The organism is Nocardia sp. NPDC003726 (assembly GCF_053586955.1).
Genome location: NZ_JBSFNF010000007.1, coordinates 179725 through 203067, shown reverse-complemented (window position 1 = coordinate 203067; position 23343 = coordinate 179725). Strand labels below are relative to the sequence as shown.

Sequence of the window (23343 nt, the reverse complement as noted above, 5' to 3'; positions counted from 1 at the left end):
CCGATGTCCGATCCGCAGGACCGTGCACCATTCATCGACATTCCCGGCGATCTGCCCGGCATCCGGGGTCTGTTCGCCTTCAAGCCCGAAACCGGAATGGCGCTCAGCGAATTCGCGCAGACGCTGTTGCGCGGGTCGTCGCCGCTGACGCCGGGAGAGCGCGAAACCATCGCCGCGTACGTGTCCTCGCGCAACCAGACCTATTTCTGCACCCAGTCGCACGCGGCGACCGCGGCGGCGCTGGTGGACGGCGGCCGCGAACTGGTCGACGCGGTCATCGAGGACGTGGACTCCGCCGCGATCGATCCGAAACTGCGCGCGTTGCTGCGTATCGCCGACAAGGTGCGCCGGTCCGGGCTGGAGGTGACGCCGGAGGACATCGAGAACGCGCGCGCCGCGGGCGCGAAGGACGAGGACATCCACGACGCGGTCCTGGTCGCCTCGGCGTTCTGCATGTTCAACCGCTATGTGGACGGCCTGGCGACGGTCGCGCCACGGGAGCGGGCGACCTACGAGCAGATCGGCGGCATGCTCGCCACCGCGGGATACGTGGCCGCCGCGACGCCGCCGGAATCAGCGGCGAGCGCTGGCCAAGGCGACCAGTAGCGGCACCACCCTGGCGGCGGGCACCTCGAATCGCCCGCGCCCTGCGGTGTGCAGCCAGCCCACCGCGGCCAGTTGCCGCAAATGCCGGTAGATCTGGCCGGAGTCGCCGACACCGTCGACTCCGGCCAGTTCGGCCGCGGTTCGCCGCCCGCCCATGATCTCGCGCAGCAGGCGCAGCCGGACCGGGCTGCCCAGCGCGGCAAGGCATTCCGCCGTCTCGGCCCAGTCGTCCTCGATGAGGTCGCCGGTGGTGAACCGAGCCTGCCACTCGCGCTGCTGATCGTTGGGCAGACGCACGGACCCGGCGAACACGACGCCGCCGTCGGGTTCGTCGGCCGCGGCGAACTCCTCCCGCAAACGAGCCACCGCCCACTGCTCGGCCCCCGGTGGGAGGCCATCGGGCCGGATGCTTTCCTCCAGCGCGCTGAGCCGCCGCTCCAGTTCGGCGACCCGGTCTTCCAGACTCACGAACCCAAAAGCTACGGAAGGACCCACCTTCCGACAAACCGAAGGCTCCGGCTCCCGTGGTGGCGGGAGCCGGAGCCGCGGCGCTCAGTTGTAGACGGCGCCGAACGACGGAACCGAGATCGTGCCCAGCCGGTAGGCGTACCCGTCCGGGTTCTGGTCGCTGACCGGCACCGACCAGCGGTGCCACAGCGAGCCGTACACCGCGGCGACCACCGGGCCCGCGCCGGTGTCCAAGGCGCGGGTGCGGATGGTGGTGTCCACCGGAACGTCGTTGTGTTCGTAGAGCAATTCGGTGCCGCTGCGTCCGTTCGCGAGATTGATCCACAGCGCCTCGAGCTTCGCGCCGCCCTGGTTCGGCGAGATGGTGCCGGGTCCGCCGAAGAACCCGATGCGGAATCCGTCCATGCCGAGCGCGATTCCCGATCCGTACACGCCCGGGCCCTCGCCGCGGCCGATGTCCGACTGCGCGGGGATCTGGAACGGCTGCGCGGGCAAGGCCACCTGGCCCGCCTTCGCCAGCTGTCCGGAGGCGATCAGCCGGTCCACCGCCCGCTCCGCCGCCGGATTGCCGGATGCGGCGGCTCGCAGCTGCTGTGCGGCGGCGGACCAATCCACCCCGGCGGGTTCGGCGGCGGCATGTCCGGCGAACGGCGCTGCGAACACCGCCGAGGCGGCGATGGCGGTAGCGAGGCGACGCGTAAAACTCAGTCGTTGCATAACCAGTTCTCCTTGAGGTTTTCTGGTACTGCTCGAGTGAAGATACGTCCGCTGATTCGTCGATCCAGCGACTCAGGGCGATACGCTGCCTCGGCGGGGGTGCGCCTGTCCAGGGATGAACGCCGATTGGCGTGATCGTGTCATTGACCCATCGACGCAGCCACAGGGTCGTCGACGGTGGCTGCAGTTCCGAAAAAACCGTTCCGTTTGATCTGGGTAGGCGTAGTGTGGAGTCTCGAGGTGACCGCCGAATTCACGGCGGCGGCGATCGTGTCTTCGCGGTACGCCACCCAGTCGGGTGCCATCGATCGCGAGTGAGCGGAGAACCCCGGAATGTATCGAAGTAACCGACCGTCATCTGACCTGTTCAGCCATCGCAGTGAGCCGGTGGAGACCGGCGCGCCCGCGCCCGGTGCGGTCCATCTGCCCGTCTTCAGCGACGCCGTCACGGCAACGCCCGCCATGGCGACCGACGAAACGACGCAGGCCGCCGACGGGTGACCGATGAAGCCGGCCGCCACCGCATGGGATCTCGGTTACGCCGCGGGCTGGCGGCTGGTGCGCGCCATGCCGGAACCGCTGGCCGTCCGTCTCTTCGACGTGGGAGCCGAACGCGCGGCTCGCGATGGTGGGCCGAATCAGTTGCGCCGCAACCTGTCCCGGGTGCTGGGCACCACGCCGGACGAGGTGCCGCAGCCGCTGATCCTGGCGAGCCTGCGCTCCTATGCCCGGTACTGGCGCGAAGCCTTCCGGTTGCCGACGATGGACCCGATCCGCTTGGCCGACATCATCGAATCCTCGGCGACCGGGCTCGAACACATCCACCACGCGGTCGAACGCGGCACCGGCGCGGTGCTCGCCCTGCCGCACAGCGGTAATTGGGACCTGGCGGGAGTCTGGGTGGTGCAGCGCGTCGGCTCACCGACCGTCGTCGCGGAGCGGCTCGCGCCGGAATCGCTGTTCCGGCGCTTCGTCCGTTTCCGCGAACGCCTGGGATTCGAGATCATCCCGCTCACCGGTTCGGCGACGCCGCCGTTCCCGCAGTTGACCGCGCGGATCCGGCAGGGGCGGATAGTCGGATTGCTCGGGGAACGCGACTTGTCCGGCAGGGGCGTACCGGTCACCTTCTTCGGTGAGGAGGCTCGGCTGCCTGCCGGGCCCGCTCGGTTGGCGATCGACACCGGCGCGCCACTGCTGCCCGTGCACTGCTGGTTCAGCCCCGGCGGCTGGGGATTCCGGGTGGATCCACCTCTCGACACCAGCGGCGGAGTGCGCGCGACCACCCAGGCGCTGGCCGACCGCTTCGCCGCGGGCATCGCCGCCCACCCCGCCGACTGGCACATGCTCCAGCCCCTCTGGACGGCCGACGTCACCGCCGCCCGGCTCGCTCGCCGAAACGCTTGAACCGCCCTCAATCGCCGGGCAGCCCCCACGCGAATCCAGCGGCTATCACGAAACAACTGACGATCGAAATGAGAACGATGCTCCACATGGGGGCGAAGAGTACGGAAGCAGCGGGCCGAAATCCATAGCTACGCCTGACCGAAAGTGTTCGCCGGCACGCCGATTGCCTACCGACGGCCCGGAGAACGAGAAATCCGGTGCGAGTCCGAGAAGCTCGCACCGGATTTCGTCGCCGACACCTCTAGCGCGGCGTCACTTCAGCTCGGCGCTGGTCTTGCCCAGAATGCGCCGTGCCACGATCAGCTGCTGGATCTGCTGGGTGCCTTCGAAGATGTCGAGGATCTTCGAGTCGCGGCCCCACTTCTCCAGCAGGGTGCGCTGGGAGTAACCGATGGCGCCGGCCAGTTCGACCGCCTTCAAGGTGACGTCGGTGCCGGTGCGGCCCGCCTTCGCCTTGGACATGGACGCCTCGAGCGAGTTGGGCTTCTTGTTGTCGGCCATCCACGCGGCGCGCAGCGCGAGCAGGTAGGCGGCCTCGTAATCGGCTTCCATCCGCAGAAATTCGGCGGCGGCGGCGTGCTGGTTGTTGACGGGGGTGTCGTAGGAGATCTCCACGCCCGCCCCGGTCAGGATCGAGCGCAGCTCTTCCAGCGCGGCGCGGGCCACGCCGATCGCCATAGCGGCGACCAGTGGACGGGTGTTGTCGAAGGTCTGCATGACCCCGGCGAAACCCTTCTCCACGTTGACTTCCGGGCTGCCGAGGATGTTGTCCTTCGGGATCCGGCAGTCCTGCAACAGCAGCACGGCGGTGTCGGAGGCCTTGATGCCGAGCTTGTGCTCGAGCCGCGCCACCGAAAGGCCGGGAGCATCACGCGGCACGACGAACGACTTGATCGCCGCGCGGCCGAGGCTCTTGTCCACCGTCGCCCACACCACGATGTGGGTCGAGCGCTGGCCCGCGGTGACGAAGATCTTCTCGCCGTTGAGCACCCACTCGTCGCCGTCGAGCACGGCGGTGGTGGACACGGCGGCGGAGTCGGAGCCGAAGGACGGCTCGGTGATCGCCATCGAGGCCCACACCTTGCCGAAACGCTTCAGCTGCTCGTCGGTGGCGACCGCGGCGATGGCCGCGTTGCCCAGACCCTGGTAGGGGATCGACAGCATCAGGCCGACGTCGCCCCAGGAGGTCTCCAGCGCGTTCAGCAGCGCGGACATGTTGCCGCCGTTGGTGTTACCGAGCAGCTCGGTGGCGTGGCGGTCGCTGTCGCTGTCATCGGAGCGGCCACCGGCGGCGCCGCCGATCTTCTGGGTGCCGGAGTCGGCCAGGCCCTCGACCATGGCGGCCATGGTGTCCAGCTCGACGGGGTACTCGTGCTCGGCGAGGTCGTACTTGCGCGAGATCGGGCGGAAGATCTCCTGCGCGACCTGGTGCGCCTGGTTCGCGCTTGCCCGCAGCTTCTTGGGGAGTTCGAGATTGATCATTGGTGAAGGTCTCCTGGAAAACGGAACGGGCCGGTCAGATCAGCACGACACCCTCGGCGACGCCGATGGCCCGCAGATCGCGGTACCAGCGCTCGACCGGGTGTTCCTTGGTGAAGCCGTGGCCGCCGAGCAGCTGCACGCCGTCGAGGCCGATCTGCATGCCCTTGTCGGTGGCGAGCTTGCGGGCCAGCGCCGCCTCGCGGCCGAAGGACAGGCCCTGCTCCGCGCGGGACGCGCCGCGCAGGGTGACCAGCCGCAGGCCGTCGAGTTCGATCGCGATGTTGGCGACCATGAAGGCCACCGCCTGGCGGTGCGAGATCGGCTCGCCGAACGCCTCGCGCTCGTTGACGTACGGGATCACGTAGTCCAGCACGGCGCGGCCGGTGCCCGCGGCGAGCGAAGCCCAGCCGAGGCGGGCCAGGCGCACGGCGTCGGCGTACTCCTCGGCGCGGCTGGCGGCGTCGCCGTCACCCAGGATGGCGTCGGCCCCGACCGCGACGTTGTCCAGTATCAGCCTGCCCAGGCCCGCGGCGCGCAGCCCCATGCTCGGGTCGGCCTCCACCACCAGGCCGGGCGCGTCCGACTCGACGATGAACAGCGCGGGACGGCCGTCGAGTTCGGCGGCGATCAGGAACAGCTCGGCGTCGGCCGCGGCGGGCACCAGGCTCTTCACGCCCGAGATGCGGTAGCCGCTCGGCGAGCGCACCGCCTTGGTGTCCAGGGCGAACGGGTCGAACAGGGCGCGCGGCTCGCTGATCACCACCGAGGCCTGCGGCACGTTCTCCCCGGTGAAGGAGGGCAGGTAGGTCTTCTGCTGCGCGTCGCTGCCCCACTGGGCGAGCGCCACCGCGACGCCGCTGGGCGCCAGGATCGGCAGGGCAAGACCCATGTCGCCGTGCGCAAGGGCCTCGGCGACCAGCGAGTTGGTCACCGCGCCGCGCTCGGAGGCCGCACCCTCGAGTTCCTCGGGCACGTTGATCAGGGTGATGCCGAGTTCGGCCGCGCGCTCGAGCAGGTCGCGCGGCGCCTTGGCGGCGTTGTCGGCTTCGTAGGCGGCCGGGCGCAGGATCTCGGCGGCGAACTCCTTCACCGTCTCGACGATCATCTGCTGCTCGTCGGTCGGCGTCAGGTCGAAGAAGTCCTTGTTCTTCGCTTCGTTGGCGGCCAGGCGCTTGGGAGCGCCACCGCCCGCGACCTTGGCGAACGCGCGGGTCGCCGCGCCCAGCGTGCGGAAGCCGGTCTTGGTGCCCTCGTAGGTGACGCGCTCGATCGGCTTGCGCAGGTTGTATTTCTCGGCCAGTTCCGACCCGGTAATGGTCGTCATGACCCGCATCGCGGCGCCCATCCAATCCCGCTTGGGTTGGTTCAGGCCGACCGCGGACGTGTCTGGACGTCGCTTCGTTGCGCTGTCTCGAGTGCTCATCATCACCTGTTTTCTCGGATGGGTTGATGCGGTCTTACCCCAGCTATCTTACTCCGGAGTAAGGCTATCTTACTGCGGAGTAAGAAGTGCGTCGAGCTGCAGCATACGCGGGTGATCCACGCCTTGCTGGACAAGTGCCCGAAGTTGCGTCCCGGGGCCGACCGCCTGCCTCATCCGGCCTCGTGCTATGCCGTGCAACGCGATGAGCTGCGCTTTCGGAACGTACGCGAACCTCTCGACCCGGATAGCCGGAATTACCGCCGCCGATTCGCCCCGCTCCAAGGCCATAGCGACGATCGATGCCGATTCGTTACCGGGGCGGCAGGTGTCGAAGCTCGTATGAGGTTGCGTCCTGTGGGAGCGAGCCGCGGAGCTTGTGCCGAACGTGACGGTGGTGAGACGCATGGCGGCGACAGGCGATGTCGAGGAGGTAACCGACACGATTCGGCGTCCTGACATCGCGCTGTTCGAGTGCGTGCCGGCGGATGTGCGACCGATGCCCGCACGCCATCTGAAGATCGCCGTCGAGATCATCTCGCCCAGCCATGTCAAAACGGACCGGCTCGAGAAAATGGGCGAATACGCCGCTGCGGGAATCCCCTGGTACTGGCTGGTCAGCGTTTCGGACACCGAGGTGACCGCCATCGAGGCCTACGGCCTCGACCACAGCGTCGGCCACTACCGGCTCGCTCGCGTCCTGAAGCCGCAGACCGCGTTCGCCATCGATCTACCGATTCGCATCCAGCTCGACTGGGACCAGCTCACCGATCTCGTGCTGTGAAGGACCGCGCGACCGACGCCGCGCACGCGGGACTCGTCGCGGTGCGGCGCCGCCCACGATGGTCCCCGCGTGCACGAGTTCGGCAATATCCGTCCGGGCGGTGGCACAGGCGTCCACCGGCCCCGGATGATCACTCGCGTACGTAGTACCGCAGCGTCGCATAGGCCGTGATGGCCGCGAAGACGATGCCGACCGGGGCGATGACCAGCGCGGTCATCGCGATGTCGTCGCCGGTGATGCGCGGGAAGACCTTGCTGGCGAACAGGTCGCCGAGGGCGCGGTCGATCACCAGCGGCCGGGCGATGAGCAGGCCGAGCATCGCGAGCACCGAACCGGCCAGCGCGGCGACCACGGCCTCGAGCAGGAACGGCAACTGGGTGTACCAGCGGGTCGCGCCGACCAACCGCATGATGCCGACCTCGGTGCGCCGGGTGAACGCGGCGATCTGCACCATGTTCGCGATCAGCATCACCGCGGCCAGCGCTTGCAGCACGGCCAGGCCGAACGCCGCGTTGCGCAACCCGTCGAACAGGCTGACCAGCCGGTCCACGATGTCCTTGTCGTTGCGCACCATGCCGACGCCGGGGCGGTCGTAGAACTTCTCGTAGATCGTCGGGTAGAGCTCCGCGTTCTCCATCTTGACCCGCAGCGACGCGGGCAACGGCGTCTCGCTGACGTACTTGGCCAGCTCGGGCTGATCCTTGAAGGTCTTCTCCTTGGCCTCGCGGATCGCTTCCTCCCGGTTGAGGAACTGCACCGACTCCACACCGCCGGTGGCTTTCAGATCCGCCATCAGCGTGCGGCACGGATCCAGCGAGCAGTCCGGGTCGTTGGCCGAGACGTCCTCGGTGAGATACAGCCGCACCTCGAGCCGGTCCAGGAAGTACTGCTCGGTCTTGTCCGCGATGCGCACCGCGAGCAGGCCGCCACCGAGCATGGTGAGCGAGACCGCGGTGGTCAGGATCATCGCGATGGTCATCGTGACGTTGCGGCGCAGGCCCGCGAAGACCTCGCCGAACAGGAAACTCGCGCGCATTACCGGCCCACCCCGTACACGCCGGTCGCCTCGTCGCGCACCAGGCGGCCGTGGTCGAGCTCGACCACCCGCCTGCGCATCGCGTCGACGATGTGATTGTCGTGGGTGGCCATCACCACCGTGGTGCCGATGCGGTTGATCCGCTCCAGCAGCAGCATGATGTCGGCGCTGGTGTCGGGATCGAGGTTGCCGGTCGGTTCGTCGGCCAGCAGCACCAGCGGCCGATTCACGAAGGCCCGCGCGATCGCGACACGTTGCTGTTCACCACCGGAGAGCTCGGTCGGCAGCCGGTCGGCCTTGCCGCCGAGCCCCACCATGTCGAGCACCTCGGGCACCGTGCGGTCGATGAACTGACGCCGCTTGCCGATGACCTCCAGCGCGAACGCGACGTTCTGGTACACGGTCTTCTGCTGCAGCAGCCGGAAGTCCTGGAAGACGCACCCGATCCGCTGGCGCAATTTGGGCACCTTGCGGCCGGGTAAGCGGTCCACCCGGAAATCGGCCACTCTGATCTCGCCCGCCGTCGGCGTCTCCTCCTTCAGCAGCAGGCGCATGAAGGTCGACTTGCCCGAGCCGGACGGTCCGATGATGAAGACGAACTCGCCCTTGCCCACATCGACGGTGATGTTGTCCAGCGCGGGTCGCGTCGAGGTCTTGTACGACTTGGTCACGTTCCGCATGGTTATCACGGGGAGCCAGTGTAACCAGCAACCACTCGCGGCCTGCGTTGTCAACCGTGGGTGACAGTGCGGCGGCCGGTCCGTCCCGCTCGGCTCAGCGGTCGGACGAGTCGGTGAACACCGCGGCGGGCACCGCGTTGACCAGGGTGGCCGGAGCGGTGGTCGTCTCGTCGGGTTTCACGAATACGTACAGCACGAACGTGGCGACCCAGGTTGCTATCAGGATCGCCGTGGATCTACGTGGTCTCACTGATTCCCTCCCGGCGCAGCGCTGCGGCTACTCGTACCCGCAGCTCGCGTCCGACGTCGAACTGTTTGCCCGGCAACGTCCGAGCAACCATTCGGATGTTCATCTGGTCGACGGTCAGGTCTTCCACACCCATGACGGTGGGCTCGTCGAGCAGCAACGGCTTCAGGCGAGCGTCCTCGTACGCCTTCGTACCCACCTCGTGCAGGATCTCGTTGACCCTGGTGATGTCGGCGCTGGCGGCCACCGGCACGTCGATCGCGGCGCGCGCCCAATCCTTCGACAGGTTCGTGACCTTCACGATCTGGCCGTTGGGCACCGTGATCACTTCACCGTCGGCGTTGCGCAGCGTGGTGATCCGCAGCGTGACGTCCTCGACCGTACCCTCCGCCTGCTCCGCGGCGCCGGTCACCGCGATGCGGACCACATCGCCGAATCCGTACTGCCGCTCGGTGATCAGGAAGAATCCGGCGAGGATGTCCTGCACGATGCGCTGCGCGCCGAAACCGAGCGCGGCGCCGAGCACCGCGGCGGGCGCGACCAACCCGGTGACGGCGAAGCCGAGCCGCCGCAGCACCTCCATGGTGATCAGCACGTAGACGATGGTCAGCACCACCCAGGTGATCACCTGCGCCAGCGCGTGCCGGTGCTTGGCGGCCTCGGTGCGCACCAGCGCGTCGCTGCTGCGGAATCCGGCGTCGATCCTGCGGGTGACCCGATCCCGCACGTAGGTGGCGAACCGGCTGAACAGGATGGCGCCGAGGATGAGCAGCACGATCTCCAGGCCCGAACCGCGTAGCCACGTGGTGAAACCGGTGGAAGCGATCGCCTGGATGCCCGCGACATTCATCTAGCTGCCCTGCTCTCGCATCCGCCAGCGGATCCCCGACTCGATGAACCCGTCGATGTCGCCGTCGAGCACCGCCGACGGGTTGTTGACCTCGTAGTTCGTCCGCAGGTCCTTGACCATCTGATAGGGGTGCAGCACGTAGGAGCGCATCTGATTGCCCCAGGACGCGCCCTCGTTGGTCTTCAGCGCGTCCATCTCGGCGCGCTCTTCCTGCCGTTTGCGCTCCAGCAGCTTGGCCTGCAGCACGCGCATCGCCGAGATCTTGTTCTGTAGCTGCGATTTCTCGTTCTGGCAGGTGACCACGATGCCGGTGGGCAGGTGGGTGATGCGGACCGCGGAGTCGGTGGTGTTGACGCTCTGACCGCCGGGGCCCGACGAGCGGTACACGTCGACGCGGATCTCCGTCTCCGGCACCTCGATGTGGTCGGTCGTCTCCACCACGGGCAGCACCTCGACCTCGGCGAAGGAGGTCTGGCGGCGGCCCTGGTTGTCGAACGGGCTGATCCGCACCAGCCGGTGCGTGCCCATCTCGACCGACAGCGTGCCGTAGGCATAGGGCGTCTTCACCGCGAAGGTGGCGCTCTTGATGCCCGCCTCCTCGGCATAGGAGGTGTCGTAGACCTCCACCGAGTAGTTGTGCCGGTCGGCCCAGCGGATGTACATGCGCATGAGCATCTCGGCCCAGTCGGCGGCGTCGACGCCACCGGCGCCGGAGCGGATGTTCACCAAGGCGTCGCGCTTGTCGTACTCGCCCGACAGCAGCGTGCGAACCTCCATCGCCTCCACGTCGCTGCGCAGCGCGGCGCGCTCGGCGTCGGCCTCGGCGAGCGCGTTGGTCTTGGCCTCGCCCTCTTCCTCTTCGGCCAGTTCGTACAGCACCGGCAGGTCGTCGAGCCGCTGGCGCAGCTCCTCCACCCGGCGCAACTCGCCCTGTGCGTGCGACAGCTCACTGGTGACCCGCTGGGCGTGGTCCTGGTCGTTCCACAGGTCGGGGTCGGCGGCCTGATGTTCGAGCTCGTCGATACGACGGCGCAGCTCGTCGATGTCGAGGACCGACTCGACCGTCTTGAGGGTGGCGTCGAGGTCGGCGAGATCAGCGGAAACGTCAGGATGCACGATCGTCAAGCCTAGCTGCCCCTCTCCGGCCGCAGCACACGAGTGCGCGCGGTGTGTGACCGGGAACGGCGTCGGCGTGGGCGGCCTGCGCCGCGCACCGGCCGGGCGAGCGGATCGCCGGGACGCGGAGCGCTCGCCGCCCACCGCGGGCCGGGTCGGTGCGCTGTGACGGACGCCTCATGGGTTTCCACCCTAAACCGCGACCGCGCTTGGCGCAGTTGGTGTTTGGAATTCGCGGCGGAGGCGCTGGTTCGTCCGGGTACGTGGACGCCGGTCGTGCCTGATCAGTCGTCTTGCCGGGCGGACGGATTCGCTGCGCGGCGGACAATGTGGCGAATTCCACTCCGTCGGCCGCGCAGCGACGCCGACGGGAGCCCTCGCGCTCTGCTCCGCGAACTGTGGCCGACCGGGCGCGAGTGGGACCACCGCGCGCCCAGTCCGGTAGCTCTGCGGTGCCGGCACGCTGCGAGACAGGTGCTCGCGTCGAACTCGTCCAGTCGTCACCGGCTGGATCGTCATGCGCCGAACTGGCGATCACCGGAGGTCCCGTTGGTACCACTGCGCACGCAGGGGATGTGATGCGCTCAGCCCGATACCGCGCGCAATCCGCCCGGGCGGCGTCCGGTGAGCGCGTCGAGGGCCGCGGCGGTGGCGTCGTCGGCCGGTAGGTAGACGATCACGCGCTGGTCGTCGTCGGCGGAGAGGTCGAGGAACTCGTAGGCCAAGCGCAGCGATCCGGCTTCGGGGTGAGCCAGCCGGGTGATGCCGGAGGCCGCGGCCAAGCTGGGCACGGTCTCGACCCGGTCGGCGAAAGCAGGGCCGACGGTGACGGTGAGTTCGTCGGCGAGCGCGGCGATGTGGGGGTCGGCGCGGAACGGTCCCTGTTTCAACGTGGCGACGGTCTCGTCGGCGACGTGCTCCCAGTCCGCGTAGACATCGCGGGCACTGGAGGCGCAGAAGACGAAACGCGCCAGGTTGGGTGGCGTATGGGGTTGGTCGAAGAGTCCGGTCGGCGCCATCAGCCGGTGGTAGGCGCCGGTGTGGGCCAGCACCTCGGTGAGACGGTTGACCACCACGGCGGGCGTCGGCTCGAGCCGGTCCAGGATCGCGCGCACCGTCGGCCGCACCTCGCGCAGCGGCTGCGCGTCGCCCATGCAGCTGAAGCCGCTGTCCACCGATTTGCTCAACCGATGCAGGTGCACGCGCTCGGCGGGGCTCAAACACAACGCGTCCGCCAGCGCGGACAGCACCGGGGGCGAGGGACGCCGGTCGCGGCCCTGCTCGAGGCGGGTGACGTACTCCACGCTCACACCGGCCAACGTGGCCAGCTCCGCGCGGCGCAAGCCGGGGGTGCGCCGCCGCGCTCCGGGGGGCAGGCCGACTTGGGCGGGCGTCACCGCTTCGCGGCGGGTGCGCAGGAACAGCCCCAATTCGTTGTCGCTCACCTTACGAAGTTAACAAGGCGGAGTGCCCGGAGAGTATCCCTGCCACTACCACTCTTACGGCGGTCTCCCTGCGCCGCGCGCCCGGCAGCAGATTGAGATGGACGGCCCGGCCGGGCCGCTTGTGATCTCAGGAGGAAAGCATGTCCAACGCACCACTGAAGCTCGCGGTGATCATCGGCAGCGTTCGCGAGGGACGTTTCGGGCCGGTCGTGGCCAGGTGGTTCAGCGAGCAGGCGCGGCGGCACGGTTCGTTCGAGGTGGACGTCATCGACTTGGCCGACGCACGGATTCCGCTGGAACTGCCAGCGGTACCCCCGGCACTGGACCCGGACCTGCAGCGGCCGGAAGAGATGGCCGACCTGACCCGCAGGCTCTCGGCGGCCGACGCCTTCGTCATCGTCACTCCGGACTACAACCGCAGCATCCCCGCGTCCCTCAAAGCCGTCATCGACTGGCACTACACCCAGTGGGACGCGAAGGCGATCGGTTTCGTCGGCTACAGCGGAGCCTCCGGCGGCCTGCTCGCCATCGAGCACCTGCGGCAGATCTTCAACGAGCTCAACGCGCACACCGTGCGCAACTACGTGTCGTTCCCGCGCTACTACCTGCTCTTCGATGAAGACGGCCGGCTGAGGGAGCCGGAGGAGCCCGCGGCCGCCGCGACGGCGATGCTCGACCAACTGCACTGGTGGGCGACCGCGTTGGCCGCGGCGCGGTCGCTGGAAGCTGTGGGGTGAGGTCGGGATCGGCGCAGATCATCGTCGGCACGGTGACGGCGGGGCCGCGAGCCGTTGCCGACTGCGGCGGTGGGCGCGGTAGGGCGGCGCCGCCGGGTGCGAGGGGCACCGCCTCGGCGGCTGCGCGCGTGCTCGGCGGAACCGCAGCCCCCGTTCTTCCCGTATGAAGCTGTGGGAGCGCTGTGTTCCGTCGGCTCGGCAGTGGAGGCGGGGACGGGTGGGCCGGAGAGATGCCCGCGGTTTGCTTTCGGGCGCGGCGGACCGAAGAGGCAGTGACCAGGCGGGCCGATAGGGTGCGGGGCGTGGCTGTGTATTCCTCTGATCTCGAACTCGCCCTGCGGCTTGCCGATATCTCCGACGAGATCACGCGGGCTCGCTTCGGTGCGCTGGATCTGGTAGTCGACGCGAAACCGGATCTCACGCCGGTGTCGGACGCCGACCTGGCCGTCGAGCAGGCGATCCGGCAGGTGCTGTCCGAAGCCAGACCGGACGACGCCGTGCTGGGTGAGGAATTCGGTGGCGCCGCCGAATTCAGCGGCAGGCAATGGGTGGTCGACCCGATCGACGGCACGAAGAACTTCGTGCGCGGAGTGCCCGTGTGGGCGACTTTGATCGCGTTGCTGGAGGACGGCGCACCGGTCGTGGGCGTGGTGAGCGCGCCCGCCCTGGTACGGCGCTGGCGGGCGGCGGCGGGAGCCGGGGCGTGGTCGAGCTTCGAAGGGCGGGAACGGCGGATCTCGGTGTCGGCCGTCGGTGAGCTGAGCGCGGCCAGCCTGGCGTTCTCCAGTCTGTCCGGGTGGCGTGATCGCGGCCTGCGCGAGCAGTTCATCGCCCTGACCGACGACGTCTGGCGTGTTCGCGGCTACGGCGACTTCCTCAATTACTGCCTGCTCGCCGAAGGCGCCGTTGACATCGCGACGGAACCGGAGGTGTCCCTGTGGGACCTCGCCGCCCTGGACATCCTCGTCCGTGAGGCGGGCGGCCGATTCTCCGCGCTGGACGGTACACCCGGTCCGCACGGCGGCGACGCCATCGCCACCAACGGTCTGCTGCACGACGAGGTTCTCGACCGCTTGCGCTGATCGCGGCCACGACGCGCTGCGCCGCGGGACCGAGCGCACGGAGATCGGTCGCCGGGGCCGAACCCGAGTGCGTCCGGTCGGCCGTGGGCAGGTTCGGAGCTATCCGGCCCGCCCCGGAGTCGCGGGCGTGAGGTCGATCCCGGCCGGAGGGCGCATGCGGCGCAGCGTGCCGTCCATGCTGGTGACGAACAACGCCCACGCGTCCCCGTCACGGTCGATGCGCACCGACGTGGCGCCGTCCGGCGGGTTGCGCACCGGAGCGGGCTTGATCAAACCCGTGATGATCGCGCAGGTGGCGCCCGTCGCGGTGTCCACCTGATAGACGGCGCCGAGCACGTGATCGGCCACGAACAGCGCACCCGCCTTGGTGGCTTCCATATCGTCGGGCAGCGCGACCAGGTCCGGAATGCCGGAGACGACGGTGGGGTGGGCCGGATCGTCCAGCCGGACGCGCAGGATCTGCAGCGTCATGGTGTCGACGTAGACCGATTCGCCGTCGGCGGCCAGCGCCAGGCCGTTGGCGGGCGGTAGCACCGACCAATCCCGCTCGTATTCGCTCGTCTGCGGCCAGTAGCGCGAGATCCCGTTCGGTCCGCCGAGACCGATCGTGGTGAACAGCAGGCTGCCGTCGGGTAGCAACAGCAGGCCGTTGGGCCCGTTCAACCCGGTGAGCAGGACGCTGACGGCGCCGGTCTCGGTGTCGTAGCGCTGCAGCGTGCCCGGCGGTTCGCTGAGCCCGTCCCCGGTGAGGAAGTAGACATAGCGCCCCGCGACGCGCACGCCCGCCGGGCGGTACAGGTCCGTGACCAGCTTCTCCATCCGGCCCGCCCGGTCGACGTGCGCCAGGTAGCCGTCCATCAGACCGGTGACGTAGAAGCCGCCTCGCCCGTCGGAATCGAGATTCTCCAGATTGCCGGCCCCTTCGACCACGGTCGTGGTCTCCCAGCCATCGGAGCACCGGGCGGGGAATGTCTCCGCCCGCGCCGCCGGTATCGCCGCGGTGACCCCGGCGGCGACGGCGACGGCGCCGAACACCGCCGCGCGCGCCCGGCCTATCCCTTTTGCCATGAGCGACAACATAACAGCGCCGGGCCACGCCGGCGGGCCGGCGAACGCCGCTCGAAGGGAAGAAACGCGAGGTCGGCGAGCCGTGCCGGGAAATCCCGATCCGAGTTGTCCACATGTGGACAACTCGGCGGCCGAGCAGGGCGAACGCCGAACCGCGCGGGTACCGCCCCGCTGGTGCGCTCGTAGGATGGGCCGGGTGAATCCCCCCGATGTCTTCGCTGCTGTAGCGACCGAAGTCGCGTCCGGATCGGACGCCGGATCCGTTGCGGCGCAAGAGGTTCTACGCCGAGTCTTCGGTTACGACAGCTTCCGCGGCGACCAGCAGGCGATCGTGCGCCACGTGATCGACGGCGGCGACGCGCTGGTGCTCATGCCGACCGGCGGCGGCAAGTCGCTGTGCTATCAGATCCCCGCTCTGGTTCGCCCCGGTGTCGGTGTGGTCATCTCCCCGCTGATCGCGCTCATGCAGGACCAGGTGGACGCGCTCAGCGCGCTCGGCGTGCGCGCGGGCTTCCTCAACTCCACCCAGTACCCCGACGAGCGCAGGACCGTCGAAGCGCAGTTCGTCGCGGGCGAACTGGATCTGCTGTACCTGGCCCCGGAACGGTTGCGCCTCGACTCCACCGCGCAACTGCTCGATCGCGGCAAGGTGGCGCTGTTCGCCATCGACGAGGCGCACTGCGTCTCCCAGTGGGGTCACGACTTCCGGCCCGACTACCTCGGCCTTTCGGTGCTGCACGAGCGATGGCCGGACGTCCCGCGGATCGCGTTGACCGCGACCGCCACCGAGAAGACCCGCGACGAGATCATCCAGCGCCTCGACCTCGGCTCGGCCCGCCGGTTCGTGTCCAGCTTCGACCGCCCCAACATCCAGTACCGGATCGAGCCGAAGAACCGTCCCGAGCGTCAGCTGCTGGAATTCATCCGCGCCGAGCACGCGGGCGACGCGGGCATCGTCTACTGCCTCTCGCGCAACTCGGTGGAGAAGACCGCGGCGTTCCTCACCGAGAACGGCATCACCGCGGTGCCCTACCACGCGGGCCTGGACCATCGCACCCGCGCGGAGAACCAGGCGCGTTTCCTCCGCGAAGACGGGCTGGTCGTCGTGGCGACCATCGCCTTCGGCATGGGCATCGACAAGCCCGACGTGCGCTTCGTCGCCCATCTCGACCTACCGAAGTCGGTCGAGGGCTATTACCAGGAGACCGGCCGCGCCGGCCGCGACGGTCTGCCCTCCACGGCGTGGATGGTGTACGGCCTGAGCGATGTGGTGCAGCAGCGCAAATTGATCGACTCCTCCGACGGCGACGCCGCCCACCGCCGCCAGCTCCAATTGCACCTGGACGCGATGCTCGCGCTGTGCGAGACGGTCGGCTGCCGGCGCACGCAACTGCTCGCCTACTTCGGCGAGCCCGGTCTGCCCTGCGGCAACTGCGACACCTGCCTGTCGCCACCCCAATCCTGGGACGGCACGGTGGCCGCGCAGAAGCTGCTGTCCACCGTGCTGCGGCTGAAGCGCGAACGGGGCCAGAGCTTCGGCGCGGGCCACATCGTGGACATCCTGCTCGGTAAGAAGAGTCCCAAGGTCCTGCAATACGACCATCACGAGCTGAAGGTGTTCGGCGTCGGCACCGACCTGCGTGACACGGAGTGGCGCGGTGTGGTGCGGCAACTGCTGGCCCATGGGCTGCTTGCCGTCCACGGCGACTACGGCGTGCTCACGCTCACCGAGGCCAGCGGCGAGGTGCTGTTCGAAGGGCGGCAGGTACCGCTGCGCCGCGAGCCGGAGCGCCAGGCCAAGCCCGCCCGGTCCGTGAAAGCCGCCAAGGCCGTCTCCGTCGATTTGACGCCCACCGACCTGCCGCTGTTCGAGAAGTTGCGCGAATGGCGCGCGGCCACCGCGAAGGAACAGGGCGTGCCCGCCTACGTCGTCTTCCACGACGCCACCTTGCGCGAGATCGCGGCGCGCAAGCCGGCGAGCCTCGCCCAGCTCGGCGGCGTCAGCGGTGTCGGCGAGAACAAGCTGGCGAAATACGGCGAACAGGTGCTCGAGGTGCTCGCCGCCGGATGAACCGCTACCCTCGCGCGGCATACCGATCGGCGCGGACGGCCACCGAGCCGGATCGCCGAAAACCGTGGAGGACAGTGTGAGTCGCAGCCAGACGATCGGGCGCAGGGCGTTCCTGGCCGGTGCGGCCACCCTCGCGGCCGGGACCACGTTGGCCGGGCGCACGCCAGCGCATGCGGTACCCGTAGCCGAGGGCGTCACCAAGTTCCCCTTCCCGGCGCAGCGCCGGGTGCGGGTGCTGGTGACCGGCGACGCGGGCACCGGCACCCGCACCCAGTGGGCCGTCGCCGACGCCATGCGCGCGCTGCACGGCCGCGAACCCATCTCGCTCGCCGTGGGCCTCGGCGACAACATCTACGAGCACGGGCCCGAGAGCGCGGCCGACGTCCAGTTCGCCGACAAGTTCGAAAACCCCAACGCCGGACTGGATTTCCCCTGGCTGATGGTGCTGGGCAACCACGACAACAGCTCGGTTCTCGGCGGTGACGGCGGGTGGTTGCTGCGCGGCAACGCCGAGGTGGAGTACCACGCGAACTCCCGGCGCTGGTGGATGCCGAGCCGCTACTACTCGGTCCGGATTCCGGAGCACGACCCCGTCGTCGAGTTCTTCGTCCTCGACGTCAACCCGTTGGCGGCCTACGTGCCGCCGGTCTTCTCGCCGTACTGGGCGGTCGACGGCCAGTTCATGAACCAGCAGCGCGACTGGCTCGATCGCGCCATCGCCGACTCGCCCGCCACGTGGAAGATCGCCTGCACCCACCACCCGTATCTCAACAACGGCCCGCACGGGGACGCGGGCCGCTACGAGGGCCTTTCGCTGGATCCGATCAGCGGCGTGCACGTGAAACGCTTCTTCGAAGACCATGTGATCGGGCGCTGTCAGTTCATCCTGTCCGGGCACGATCACTCGCTGCAGGTGCTGGAACCCACCACGGAGTCGAAGGGGACCAGGCAGATCGTATCGGGTGCGGCCGCGAAAACGGTGGGCGCGGAGCCGCGGCTCGTGGCGAGCGCGGGCCACGGTGCGCTCTACGAGAACTACCACGAGCTGGGGTTCATGGTGCTCGAGCTCACCGGGGGCGGGGTCGACCTCGGCGTGCACACGGTCGATCCGGCGACCGGCGCGTCTGCCGAGGCGTTCCGGCGGCGTCTGGCCTGAGTTCCAACTGTGTTGCGCCGCGCGAGAATTGCGGCGTGCCGCCGTCACGACGGCTACCGTTCTGGCTATGGCACCGGGTGATGGTTCCAGTGACGCAGGCGATGACCTTTCCATCAGCTCGGTGGGGGGCGAGACCCCGGACACGCCGCCGTCTGTACGCAGCCGAACTGATCCGGCGGTCGAGAACGTGTGGCTGCGCCGCAGTCCGCCGCCGCAGCGCCCCGGCGTGCCGCGGATGTCGACGGTGGCGCTGCTCGTCGCGTTCCTCGCCGTCCTCGCGCTCTACGTCGTGCTGCACCAGGGTGGTTAGCGCGTCCGCGACCTGCGGGAATAATCCGGTTGCCGGGTCACTTAAAGTGGACCGTTATGAAGGAGAAGGGGCGCAAGGTCATCGCGACCAACCGCCGGGCGCGGCACAACTACACGATCCTGGACACCTACGAGGCCGGGATCGCGCTGGTCGGCACGGAGGTGAAGAGCCTGCGTGAGGGCAAGGCCTCACTGGTGGATGCCTTCGCGACGGTGGACAACGGCGAGGTGTGGTTGCGTGGCCTGCACATCCCCGAGTTCAGCCACGGCACCTGGACCAACCACGCGCCGCGCCGGGTGCGCAAGCTGCTGCTGCACAAGCGCGAGATCGAGCGGCTGGTCGGCAAGTCGCGAGAGGGCAACCAGACGCTGGTGCCGCTGTCGATGTATTTCTCCGACGGCAAGGTGAAGGTCGAACTGGCGCTGGCCAAGGGCAAGCAGGACTACGACAAGCGGCAGGACCTGGCCCGGCGCACCGCCGAGCGAGAGGTCACTCGTGAACTAGGACGGCGGGTCAAAGGCATGCGGTGACCGCCGTCCTGCTCGCGCTGGCAGCCGCGGTGGGCTACGGCGTGAGCGACTTCTACGGCGGTGTGGCGTCGCGGCGGGTGACCGCGCTGCGTGTGGTCATCTATTCCTATCCGTTCTCGGTGCTGCTGGTCCTGGTGCTGCTCCCGTTCGTGTCCGGCAGCCTGGACGCGGCGTCGCTGTGGTGGGGCACGGCGGCGGGCGTCGCGAGCGGCGTCGCCGTGTGGTGGTTCTACGCCGCCCTGGCCGACGGTCCGATGGCGGTCGTGTCGCCGCTGACGGCGGTGCTGGTCGCGGGCATTCCGGTACTCGCCGGGCTGGCGACCGGCGAGCGCCCCGGCCCGCTCGCCTTCGCGGGTATCGTGTTCGCCCTGGTCTCGGTGCTGCTGGTGAGCCGGGAGTCGCCGGACGACGTGACGGAGGAGATCACCGGCGGACGCGAACTACGGTTCACCCGCAAGGTCGCCGCGCTGACCATCGGTTCCGGTGCGGCGTACGGTCTCGCGTTCGTCTTCTTCCACGAAACCGCGTCGGACTCCGGACTGTGGCCGTTGCTCATGCAGCGTCTCGCGGCCACCGCGGTGGTCTGGCTGACCGCGCTGACCGCGGGAGAGTTCGGGCGGTTGCGGGGTGAACCGCTGCGCCTGGCCTGCTACATCAGCGTGCTGGACGTCATGAGCAACGCGGCGCTGCTGTACGCCTTCCACGGTTCGCTGCTGTCGCTGGTGAGCGTGATCGGCTCGCTCTACCCGGCGGTGACCGTGCTGCTGGCGATGGTTCTGCTCGGTGAGCGGGTCCACCGTCAGCAGCAATTCGGCCTGCTTCTCGCGTTGGCCGCGGTCGCACTCATCGCCGCGGCCTGAGTTCACCGGCCGGGATGCGCTCCGAAGCGAGCCGGAGACGACTCGGGCGAGGGGTGTCGGGCCGTCCCGAGCGAGGGAGAACCGGCTAGGTTCCAGCCCCGCCGCCCAGGGCCGTCCCGCCGTCTGGAGCCGTTCCGCTGCCGGAGCTGTCTCGTCGCCGGAGCTGTTCCGCTGCCGGAGCTGTCTCGTCGCCGGAGCTGTTCCGCTGCCGGAGCTGTCTCGTCGCCGGAGCTGTTCCGCTGTCCGGAGCCGTTCTGTCGCCCGAGCTGTCCCGCCGTCCGGAGCGGTTCCGTCGCCCGAAGCTGTTCCGCCGCCACGAGCGGTTCCGTCGTCCGGAGCCGTTCCGCTGCCCAGAGCTATCCCGCCCGCGCGGATCAGCGGGTGCACGGTTCCCGGATCGATATGCGCTTGAGCGTCGGACTGCGGTAGTCGGCCACCACGGTGCGCGAACCCAGCGCCGTGGACGGGTCGGGCACGTTGATCACCGCGCGCTGCGCCGCGACATCCGGTTCGTCGCGCCCATAGACCTGCGGCGCAGCCATGCCTTCGGAATCGACAGTGAGCCCGGCGAGGGTCTTGCGCAGGGTCGGCCGGTCCAGGCTGCCCGTCTCGGCCGCCTTGGTGAGCAGCGCCTTCAGCGGATACGAAATCGCCCAGCCCAGGTTGTAGCCGAAATTCGTGGGTTCGCTCGGCGCGGCGTTCCTGGCGCGTTTCGCTCCGGTGCTCGCGCCGTCCCAGCCGTCGAACGGCGAGGTGTAGTTGTACAGGGCCGTGAGCGCGGGTGCGGCCGGTGTCTTGAGCAGCGCGCTGTTCCAGGTCGGGGTGGATCCGAGGAACCGGCCCGTGTAACCGGATTTCGCAAGCTTGCCGACGATTTCGGCGGTCTCCGCCGGACCGGTGGCCAGCAGGACCACGTCGGGCGGATCGGCCATGATCTCGGCGACCGGGTAGTCCTGCGTGCCGACCTCCGTGTTGGGCCCGGTGTCGATCCGCTCGGTGATCGTCGCGCCGTTGTCCAACGCCCACTTGAGCGCGCCGCTGGCGTAGTCGCCGCCGTAGTTGCCGCGATAGGCGACCACACCGAGCGTGCGCGGCTGGTAGAAGGTCTGCGCGAACCAATCCAGGCCGAGCACGGCTTCCGTGCAGTAGGAGAATCCGTCATCGAGCACCAGATCGCGGTCGGTGGTGCGGTACTGCCACCCCGACCAGAGGGTGCCGGCCCCGGTCACCAGGTCCGCCTCGTCCATCTCGTGCAGCACCGCGAGCGTCTGCGCGGTCCCGAAACTCATCGCCAGGGCCAGCACGTGCGGGGCTATGTTCTCGAATTCCGTGACGTGCCTGCGCGGATCGTAGGCGGTGTCGCGGGTGTAGGTCGTGATGTCGATTTCGTATCCGCCGATGCCACCCTGTTTGTTCACCTCGTTCCAAAACGCGATCTGCCCCTCCTGCAAGGACTTTCCCAGCGGAGCGAAAGGACCGTTGTTCAGGTCCGACAGCACGCCGAGATAGATGCAGCCCTTGTCCCGCTGGATCGCGTGGGGGCAGGCTTCGCGGGTGACGCCGGGCGCGGCGCCGGGCGAGGAGGACGAACAGCCGCCGGTCAGGACGAGCCCGAGCGCGAGGGGAGCGGCCACGAGACGAAGTAGCCGACGAAATTTACTGTGAACAGGCATATGTCGCTCGCTTACGGCTGTACGCAGGGCTCGTTGAGGGTGACGCGGTCCTGAGTCGGGCCGTGATAGTCGGTCGCCAGGGTCTTCGCGCCCAGCGGCGCGGTTTGATCGGGCGCTTCGATGACGGCGCGCTGCCGGGTGAGGTCGGGTTTCACCGCGCCGTAGGTGTGTTCGGGAATCGCGCCCTCGTAGTCCACGCGCAGTCCGTGCACGGCTTGCCGGACGCCCTTGCGGGTCAGCTTGCCTTCGTTGACCGCGCGGGTGAGCAGCGCTTTCATCGGATACGAGAACATCCATCCTGCGCTGTAGCCCCACGTGGACGGCTCCCTGGTCGCCGAGGCCCTTGCCTTCTTGGCGCCCGCGCTGGTGCCGTCCCAGCCGTCCAGCGGCGAGGTCATGTTGTAGCGAGCGGTGATCGCCGAGGCGGCAGGGCTTTTCAGCAGGCCGCCGTTCCAGGTCGGGCCCGAGCCGAGGAACTTGCCGGGGAAACCGGCCAGCGCCGCCTTGCCCATGATCTCGCCCGCCTCCGCGGGCCCCGTGGCCAAGAGCACGAGATCCGCCCTGCTGTTGAGGATCTTGGCGACCGCGGCGTCCTGGTTGCCGATCTGGGTGTTCGGCTCGGTGTCGATCTGCGCCACCAGGTCCACGCGATTGGCCGACGCCCACTTCTTGGCGCCGGTGGCGTAATCGCCGCCGTAGTCGCCCTGGTAGCTGACGGTGGCGATCGAATTCGGCTTGGCGTCGTGCTCGGCGATCCAGTCCAGCGCGATGATCGCCTCCGAGCAGTAGGAGTAGCCCGACTCCAGCAGCAGACCCTTGTCACTGTTCTCGAATTGCCAGCCCGACCACAGGGTTCCGGCGATGGCGATCATGTTCGCCGCGTCCATCTCGGGAAGTACCTTCTGCGTCTGCACGGTGCCGAAACTCATCGAGAGCGCGAGGATGTGCGGCTCGATTCTCCGGTAGGCCTCGGCGTGTTTCTGCAGATCGTAGTTCGTGTCCTCGGTATAGGTGGCGATGTCCACCTCGTACTTGCCGCCGATCCCGCCCGCTTCGTTCACCGCCCGCCAGAACGCCAGCTGGCCGTTGTGAATGTCCTTGCCCAGCGCGGCGAACGGCCCACTCGTCAGATCGGAAAGCACGCCCAGATAGATACACCCTTTGCGCGGGTCCACCGCGTTCGGACACGGATCGGAGGTGACCCCGGGTTCGATGGCGTCGTTGGACTTGTCGCGCAGGGCGGAACACCCGGTCAAGACGAGTCCGGCGATGACGGTGAGGGCGGACAGGCGCAGCAACCTGTCCCGAATGGTGCGAACTGCCAAAGTGTTTCCTTAGTCTGAAATCGAGATCCGCTGCTCAGAGCCGATCGTACGGCTCGTGCAGTGTAAGTCGGGTTGGTCTTCGGACCCCGGGAATCGGCTACCAGCATCCGGGAAGGATCGGAGCCGACGCGTGGCATGCGCTTGGGTCGGCCCGTGCGCTCGCGGAGCGCCACCGCCGGGTCGATGGTCCGCCGGCTCGCGGGCGGACTTCCGGCTGTATCCGGGGTCCGCGCTCCGGATGCGCGGCCAGCAGGGCATCCGGTCGAGCGGACACCG

General features: G+C 68.7%; 24 protein-coding genes. 11 read left to right on the top strand and 13 right to left on the bottom strand.

Annotation, left to right across the window (positions count from 1 at the left end; translation table 11 throughout):
- Positions 1 to 3: 3 nt before the first annotated feature.
- Complete coding sequence (locus ACWDMM_RS12420) at positions 4 to 606, top strand: carboxymuconolactone decarboxylase family protein (RefSeq protein WP_195078453.1); 603 nt, start codon at positions 4 to 6, stop codon at positions 604 to 606.
- On the opposite strand, the gene ACWDMM_RS12415 is transcribed toward ACWDMM_RS12420, so the two are convergent.
- Positions 574 to 1074 carry an ArsR/SmtB family transcription factor gene (locus ACWDMM_RS12415; protein ID WP_195078454.1) on the bottom strand — a complete coding sequence of 167 codons (501 nt, stop codon included), beginning with the start codon at positions 1072 to 1074 and terminating at the stop codon, positions 574 to 576. The genes ACWDMM_RS12420 and ACWDMM_RS12415 overlap by 33 nt on opposite strands.
- A gap of 84 nt (positions 1075 to 1158) precedes the next feature.
- On the bottom strand, positions 1159 to 1791 hold the full coding sequence (locus ACWDMM_RS12410) for a hypothetical protein (RefSeq protein WP_195078455.1): 633 nt from the start codon (positions 1789 to 1791) through the stop codon (positions 1159 to 1161).
- Between the two features lie 333 nt (positions 1792 to 2124).
- On the opposite strand from ACWDMM_RS12410, the gene ACWDMM_RS12405 reads away from it, so the two are divergent.
- Positions 2125 to 2292: a hypothetical protein gene (locus ACWDMM_RS12405; RefSeq protein WP_195078456.1), complete on the top strand. Its 168-nt coding sequence runs from the start codon at positions 2125 to 2127 to the stop codon at positions 2290 to 2292.
- A 3-nt stretch (positions 2293 to 2295) separates the two neighbouring features.
- The gene (locus tag ACWDMM_RS12400) at positions 2296 to 3195 is read left to right on the top strand and encodes a phosphatidylinositol mannoside acyltransferase (RefSeq protein ID WP_195078457.1); all 900 of its coding nucleotides are present in this window, start codon (positions 2296 to 2298) and stop codon (positions 3193 to 3195) included.
- A 252-nt stretch (positions 3196 to 3447) separates the two neighbouring features.
- On the opposite strand, the gene ACWDMM_RS12395 is transcribed toward ACWDMM_RS12400, so the two are convergent.
- Both ACWDMM_RS12395 and ACWDMM_RS12390 read right to left on the bottom strand, forming a co-directional pair.
- A complete protein-coding gene (locus tag ACWDMM_RS12395; protein WP_195078458.1) occupies positions 3448 to 4677 on the bottom strand; it encodes an acyl-CoA dehydrogenase family protein in 1230 nt (409 codons plus the stop codon).
- Between the two features lie 34 nt (positions 4678 to 4711).
- Positions 4712 to 6106 carry an acyl-CoA dehydrogenase family protein gene (locus tag ACWDMM_RS12390; protein ID WP_397069045.1) on the bottom strand — a complete coding sequence of 465 codons (1395 nt, stop codon included), beginning with the start codon at positions 6104 to 6106 and terminating at the stop codon, positions 4712 to 4714.
- Positions 6107 to 6476: 370 nt separating this feature from the next.
- Between ACWDMM_RS12390 and ACWDMM_RS12385 the strand changes: the two genes are divergently transcribed.
- Complete coding sequence (locus ACWDMM_RS12385; RefSeq protein ID WP_449937326.1) at positions 6477 to 6881, top strand: Uma2 family endonuclease; 405 nt, start codon at positions 6477 to 6479, stop codon at positions 6879 to 6881.
- A gap of 130 nt (positions 6882 to 7011) precedes the next feature.
- Here the strand turns inward: ACWDMM_RS12385 and ftsX are convergent, their stop codons facing one another.
- The 6 genes from ftsX to ACWDMM_RS12355 all read right to left on the bottom strand — a co-directional run bounded on the left by ftsX (position 7012) and on the right by ACWDMM_RS12355 (position 12255).
- Complete coding sequence (ftsX, locus tag ACWDMM_RS12380) at positions 7012 to 7917, bottom strand: permease-like cell division protein FtsX (RefSeq protein WP_195078461.1); 906 nt, start codon at positions 7915 to 7917, stop codon at positions 7012 to 7014.
- The gene (gene ftsE / locus ACWDMM_RS12375) at positions 7917 to 8606 is read right to left on the bottom strand and encodes a cell division ATP-binding protein FtsE (RefSeq protein ID WP_195078462.1); all 690 of its coding nucleotides are present in this window, start codon (positions 8604 to 8606) and stop codon (positions 7917 to 7919) included. The genes ftsX and ftsE overlap by 1 nt, the downstream gene beginning before the upstream one ends.
- 85 nt (positions 8607 to 8691) lie before the next feature.
- Positions 8692 to 8847 (bottom strand): hypothetical protein, encoded by a 156-nt coding sequence (locus ACWDMM_RS12370; RefSeq protein WP_195078463.1) that lies wholly within the window; start codon positions 8845 to 8847, stop codon positions 8692 to 8694.
- Positions 8834 to 9694 carry a mechanosensitive ion channel family protein gene (locus ACWDMM_RS12365; protein ID WP_195078464.1) on the bottom strand — a complete coding sequence of 287 codons (861 nt, stop codon included), beginning with the start codon at positions 9692 to 9694 and terminating at the stop codon, positions 8834 to 8836. Before ACWDMM_RS12365 ends, ACWDMM_RS12370 begins: the two co-directional genes overlap by 14 nt.
- On the bottom strand, positions 9695 to 10810 hold the full coding sequence (gene prfB / locus ACWDMM_RS12360; RefSeq protein WP_195078465.1) for a peptide chain release factor 2: 1116 nt from the start codon (positions 10808 to 10810) through the stop codon (positions 9695 to 9697).
- Positions 10811 to 11394: 584 nt separating this feature from the next.
- Entirely contained in the window at positions 11395 to 12255 is an 861-nt protein-coding gene (locus ACWDMM_RS12355) for a helix-turn-helix transcriptional regulator (protein WP_449937320.1), read from the bottom strand.
- A gap of 140 nt (positions 12256 to 12395) precedes the next feature.
- Here ACWDMM_RS12355 and ACWDMM_RS12350 point away from each other — a divergent pair, with 140 nt between their 5' ends.
- On the top strand, positions 12396 to 12992 hold the full coding sequence (locus ACWDMM_RS12350; protein WP_195078467.1) for an NADPH-dependent FMN reductase: 597 nt from the start codon (positions 12396 to 12398) through the stop codon (positions 12990 to 12992).
- Positions 12993 to 13294: 302 nt separating this feature from the next.
- On the top strand, positions 13295 to 14074 hold the full coding sequence (gene hisN, locus ACWDMM_RS12345; protein ID WP_357108276.1) for a histidinol-phosphatase: 780 nt from the start codon (positions 13295 to 13297) through the stop codon (positions 14072 to 14074).
- 99 nt (positions 14075 to 14173) lie between these two features.
- Here the strand turns inward: hisN and ACWDMM_RS12340 are convergent, their stop codons facing one another.
- Positions 14174 to 15142: an NHL repeat-containing protein gene (locus ACWDMM_RS12340; RefSeq protein ID WP_357108279.1), complete on the bottom strand. Its 969-nt coding sequence runs from the start codon at positions 15140 to 15142 to the stop codon at positions 14174 to 14176.
- A 196-nt stretch (positions 15143 to 15338) separates the two neighbouring features.
- Here ACWDMM_RS12340 and recQ point away from each other — a divergent pair, with 196 nt between their 5' ends.
- From recQ to ACWDMM_RS12315, 5 genes are all read left to right on the top strand, one after another.
- Positions 15339 to 17213: a DNA helicase RecQ gene (gene recQ, locus ACWDMM_RS12335; protein ID WP_195078470.1), complete on the top strand. Its 1875-nt coding sequence runs from the start codon at positions 15339 to 15341 to the stop codon at positions 17211 to 17213.
- A gap of 76 nt (positions 17214 to 17289) precedes the next feature.
- Entirely contained in the window at positions 17290 to 18369 is a 1080-nt protein-coding gene (locus ACWDMM_RS12330) for a metallophosphoesterase (RefSeq protein ID WP_449937316.1), read from the top strand.
- Between the two features lie 67 nt (positions 18370 to 18436).
- Complete coding sequence (locus ACWDMM_RS12325; RefSeq protein WP_195078472.1) at positions 18437 to 18679, top strand: hypothetical protein; 243 nt, start codon at positions 18437 to 18439, stop codon at positions 18677 to 18679.
- 56 nt (positions 18680 to 18735) lie between these two features.
- On the top strand, positions 18736 to 19209 hold the full coding sequence (gene smpB / locus ACWDMM_RS12320; RefSeq protein ID WP_195078473.1) for an SsrA-binding protein SmpB: 474 nt from the start codon (positions 18736 to 18738) through the stop codon (positions 19207 to 19209).
- Positions 19206 to 20069 carry an EamA family transporter gene (locus ACWDMM_RS12315; protein ID WP_195078474.1) on the top strand — a complete coding sequence of 288 codons (864 nt, stop codon included), beginning with the start codon at positions 19206 to 19208 and terminating at the stop codon, positions 20067 to 20069. Before smpB ends, ACWDMM_RS12315 begins: the two co-directional genes overlap by 4 nt.
- 374 nt (positions 20070 to 20443) lie before the next feature.
- Here the strand turns inward: ACWDMM_RS12315 and ACWDMM_RS12310 are convergent, their stop codons facing one another.
- Positions 20444 to 21703, bottom strand: a complete 1260-nt coding sequence (locus tag ACWDMM_RS12310) for an ABC transporter substrate-binding protein (RefSeq protein ID WP_357108285.1) — start codon at positions 21701 to 21703, stop codon at positions 20444 to 20446.
- 50 nt (positions 21704 to 21753) lie between these two features.
- Positions 21754 to 23067, bottom strand: coding sequence for an ABC transporter substrate-binding protein (locus tag ACWDMM_RS12305; protein WP_357108287.1), 1314 nt, complete (start codon positions 23065 to 23067; stop codon positions 21754 to 21756).
- Positions 23068 to 23343 lie beyond the last annotated feature (276 nt).

What these genes read in the sequence shown, in the direction of transcription:
- ACWDMM_RS12420 (WP_195078453.1), top strand. Translation starts at nt 4, where the DNA reads ATGTCCGATCCGCAGGACCGTGCACCATTCATCGACATTCCCGGCGAT.
- ACWDMM_RS12410 (WP_195078455.1), bottom strand. Translation starts at nt 1,791, where the DNA reads ATGCAACGACTGAGTTTTACGCGTCGCCTCGCTACCGCCATCGCCGCC.
- ACWDMM_RS12405 (WP_195078456.1), top strand. Translation starts at nt 2,125, where the DNA reads ATGTATCGAAGTAACCGACCGTCATCTGACCTGTTCAGCCATCGCAGT.
- ACWDMM_RS12400 (WP_195078457.1), top strand. Translation starts at nt 2,296, where the DNA reads ATGAAGCCGGCCGCCACCGCATGGGATCTCGGTTACGCCGCGGGCTGG.
- ACWDMM_RS12395 (WP_195078458.1), bottom strand. Translation starts at nt 4,677, where the DNA reads ATGATCAATCTCGAACTCCCCAAGAAGCTGCGGGCAAGCGCGAACCAG.
- ftsX (WP_195078461.1), bottom strand. Translation starts at nt 7,917, where the DNA reads ATGCGCGCGAGTTTCCTGTTCGGCGAGGTCTTCGCGGGCCTGCGCCGC.
- ACWDMM_RS12365 (WP_195078464.1), bottom strand. Translation starts at nt 9,694, where the DNA reads ATGAATGTCGCGGGCATCCAGGCGATCGCTTCCACCGGTTTCACCACG.
- ACWDMM_RS12350 (WP_195078467.1), top strand. Translation starts at nt 12,396, where the DNA reads ATGTCCAACGCACCACTGAAGCTCGCGGTGATCATCGGCAGCGTTCGC.
- ACWDMM_RS12340 (WP_357108279.1), bottom strand. Translation starts at nt 15,142, where the DNA reads ATGGCAAAAGGGATAGGCCGGGCGCGCGCGGCGGTGTTCGGCGCCGTC.
- ACWDMM_RS12325 (WP_195078472.1), top strand. Translation starts at nt 18,437, where the DNA reads ATGGCACCGGGTGATGGTTCCAGTGACGCAGGCGATGACCTTTCCATC.
- smpB (WP_195078473.1), top strand. Translation starts at nt 18,736, where the DNA reads ATGAAGGAGAAGGGGCGCAAGGTCATCGCGACCAACCGCCGGGCGCGG.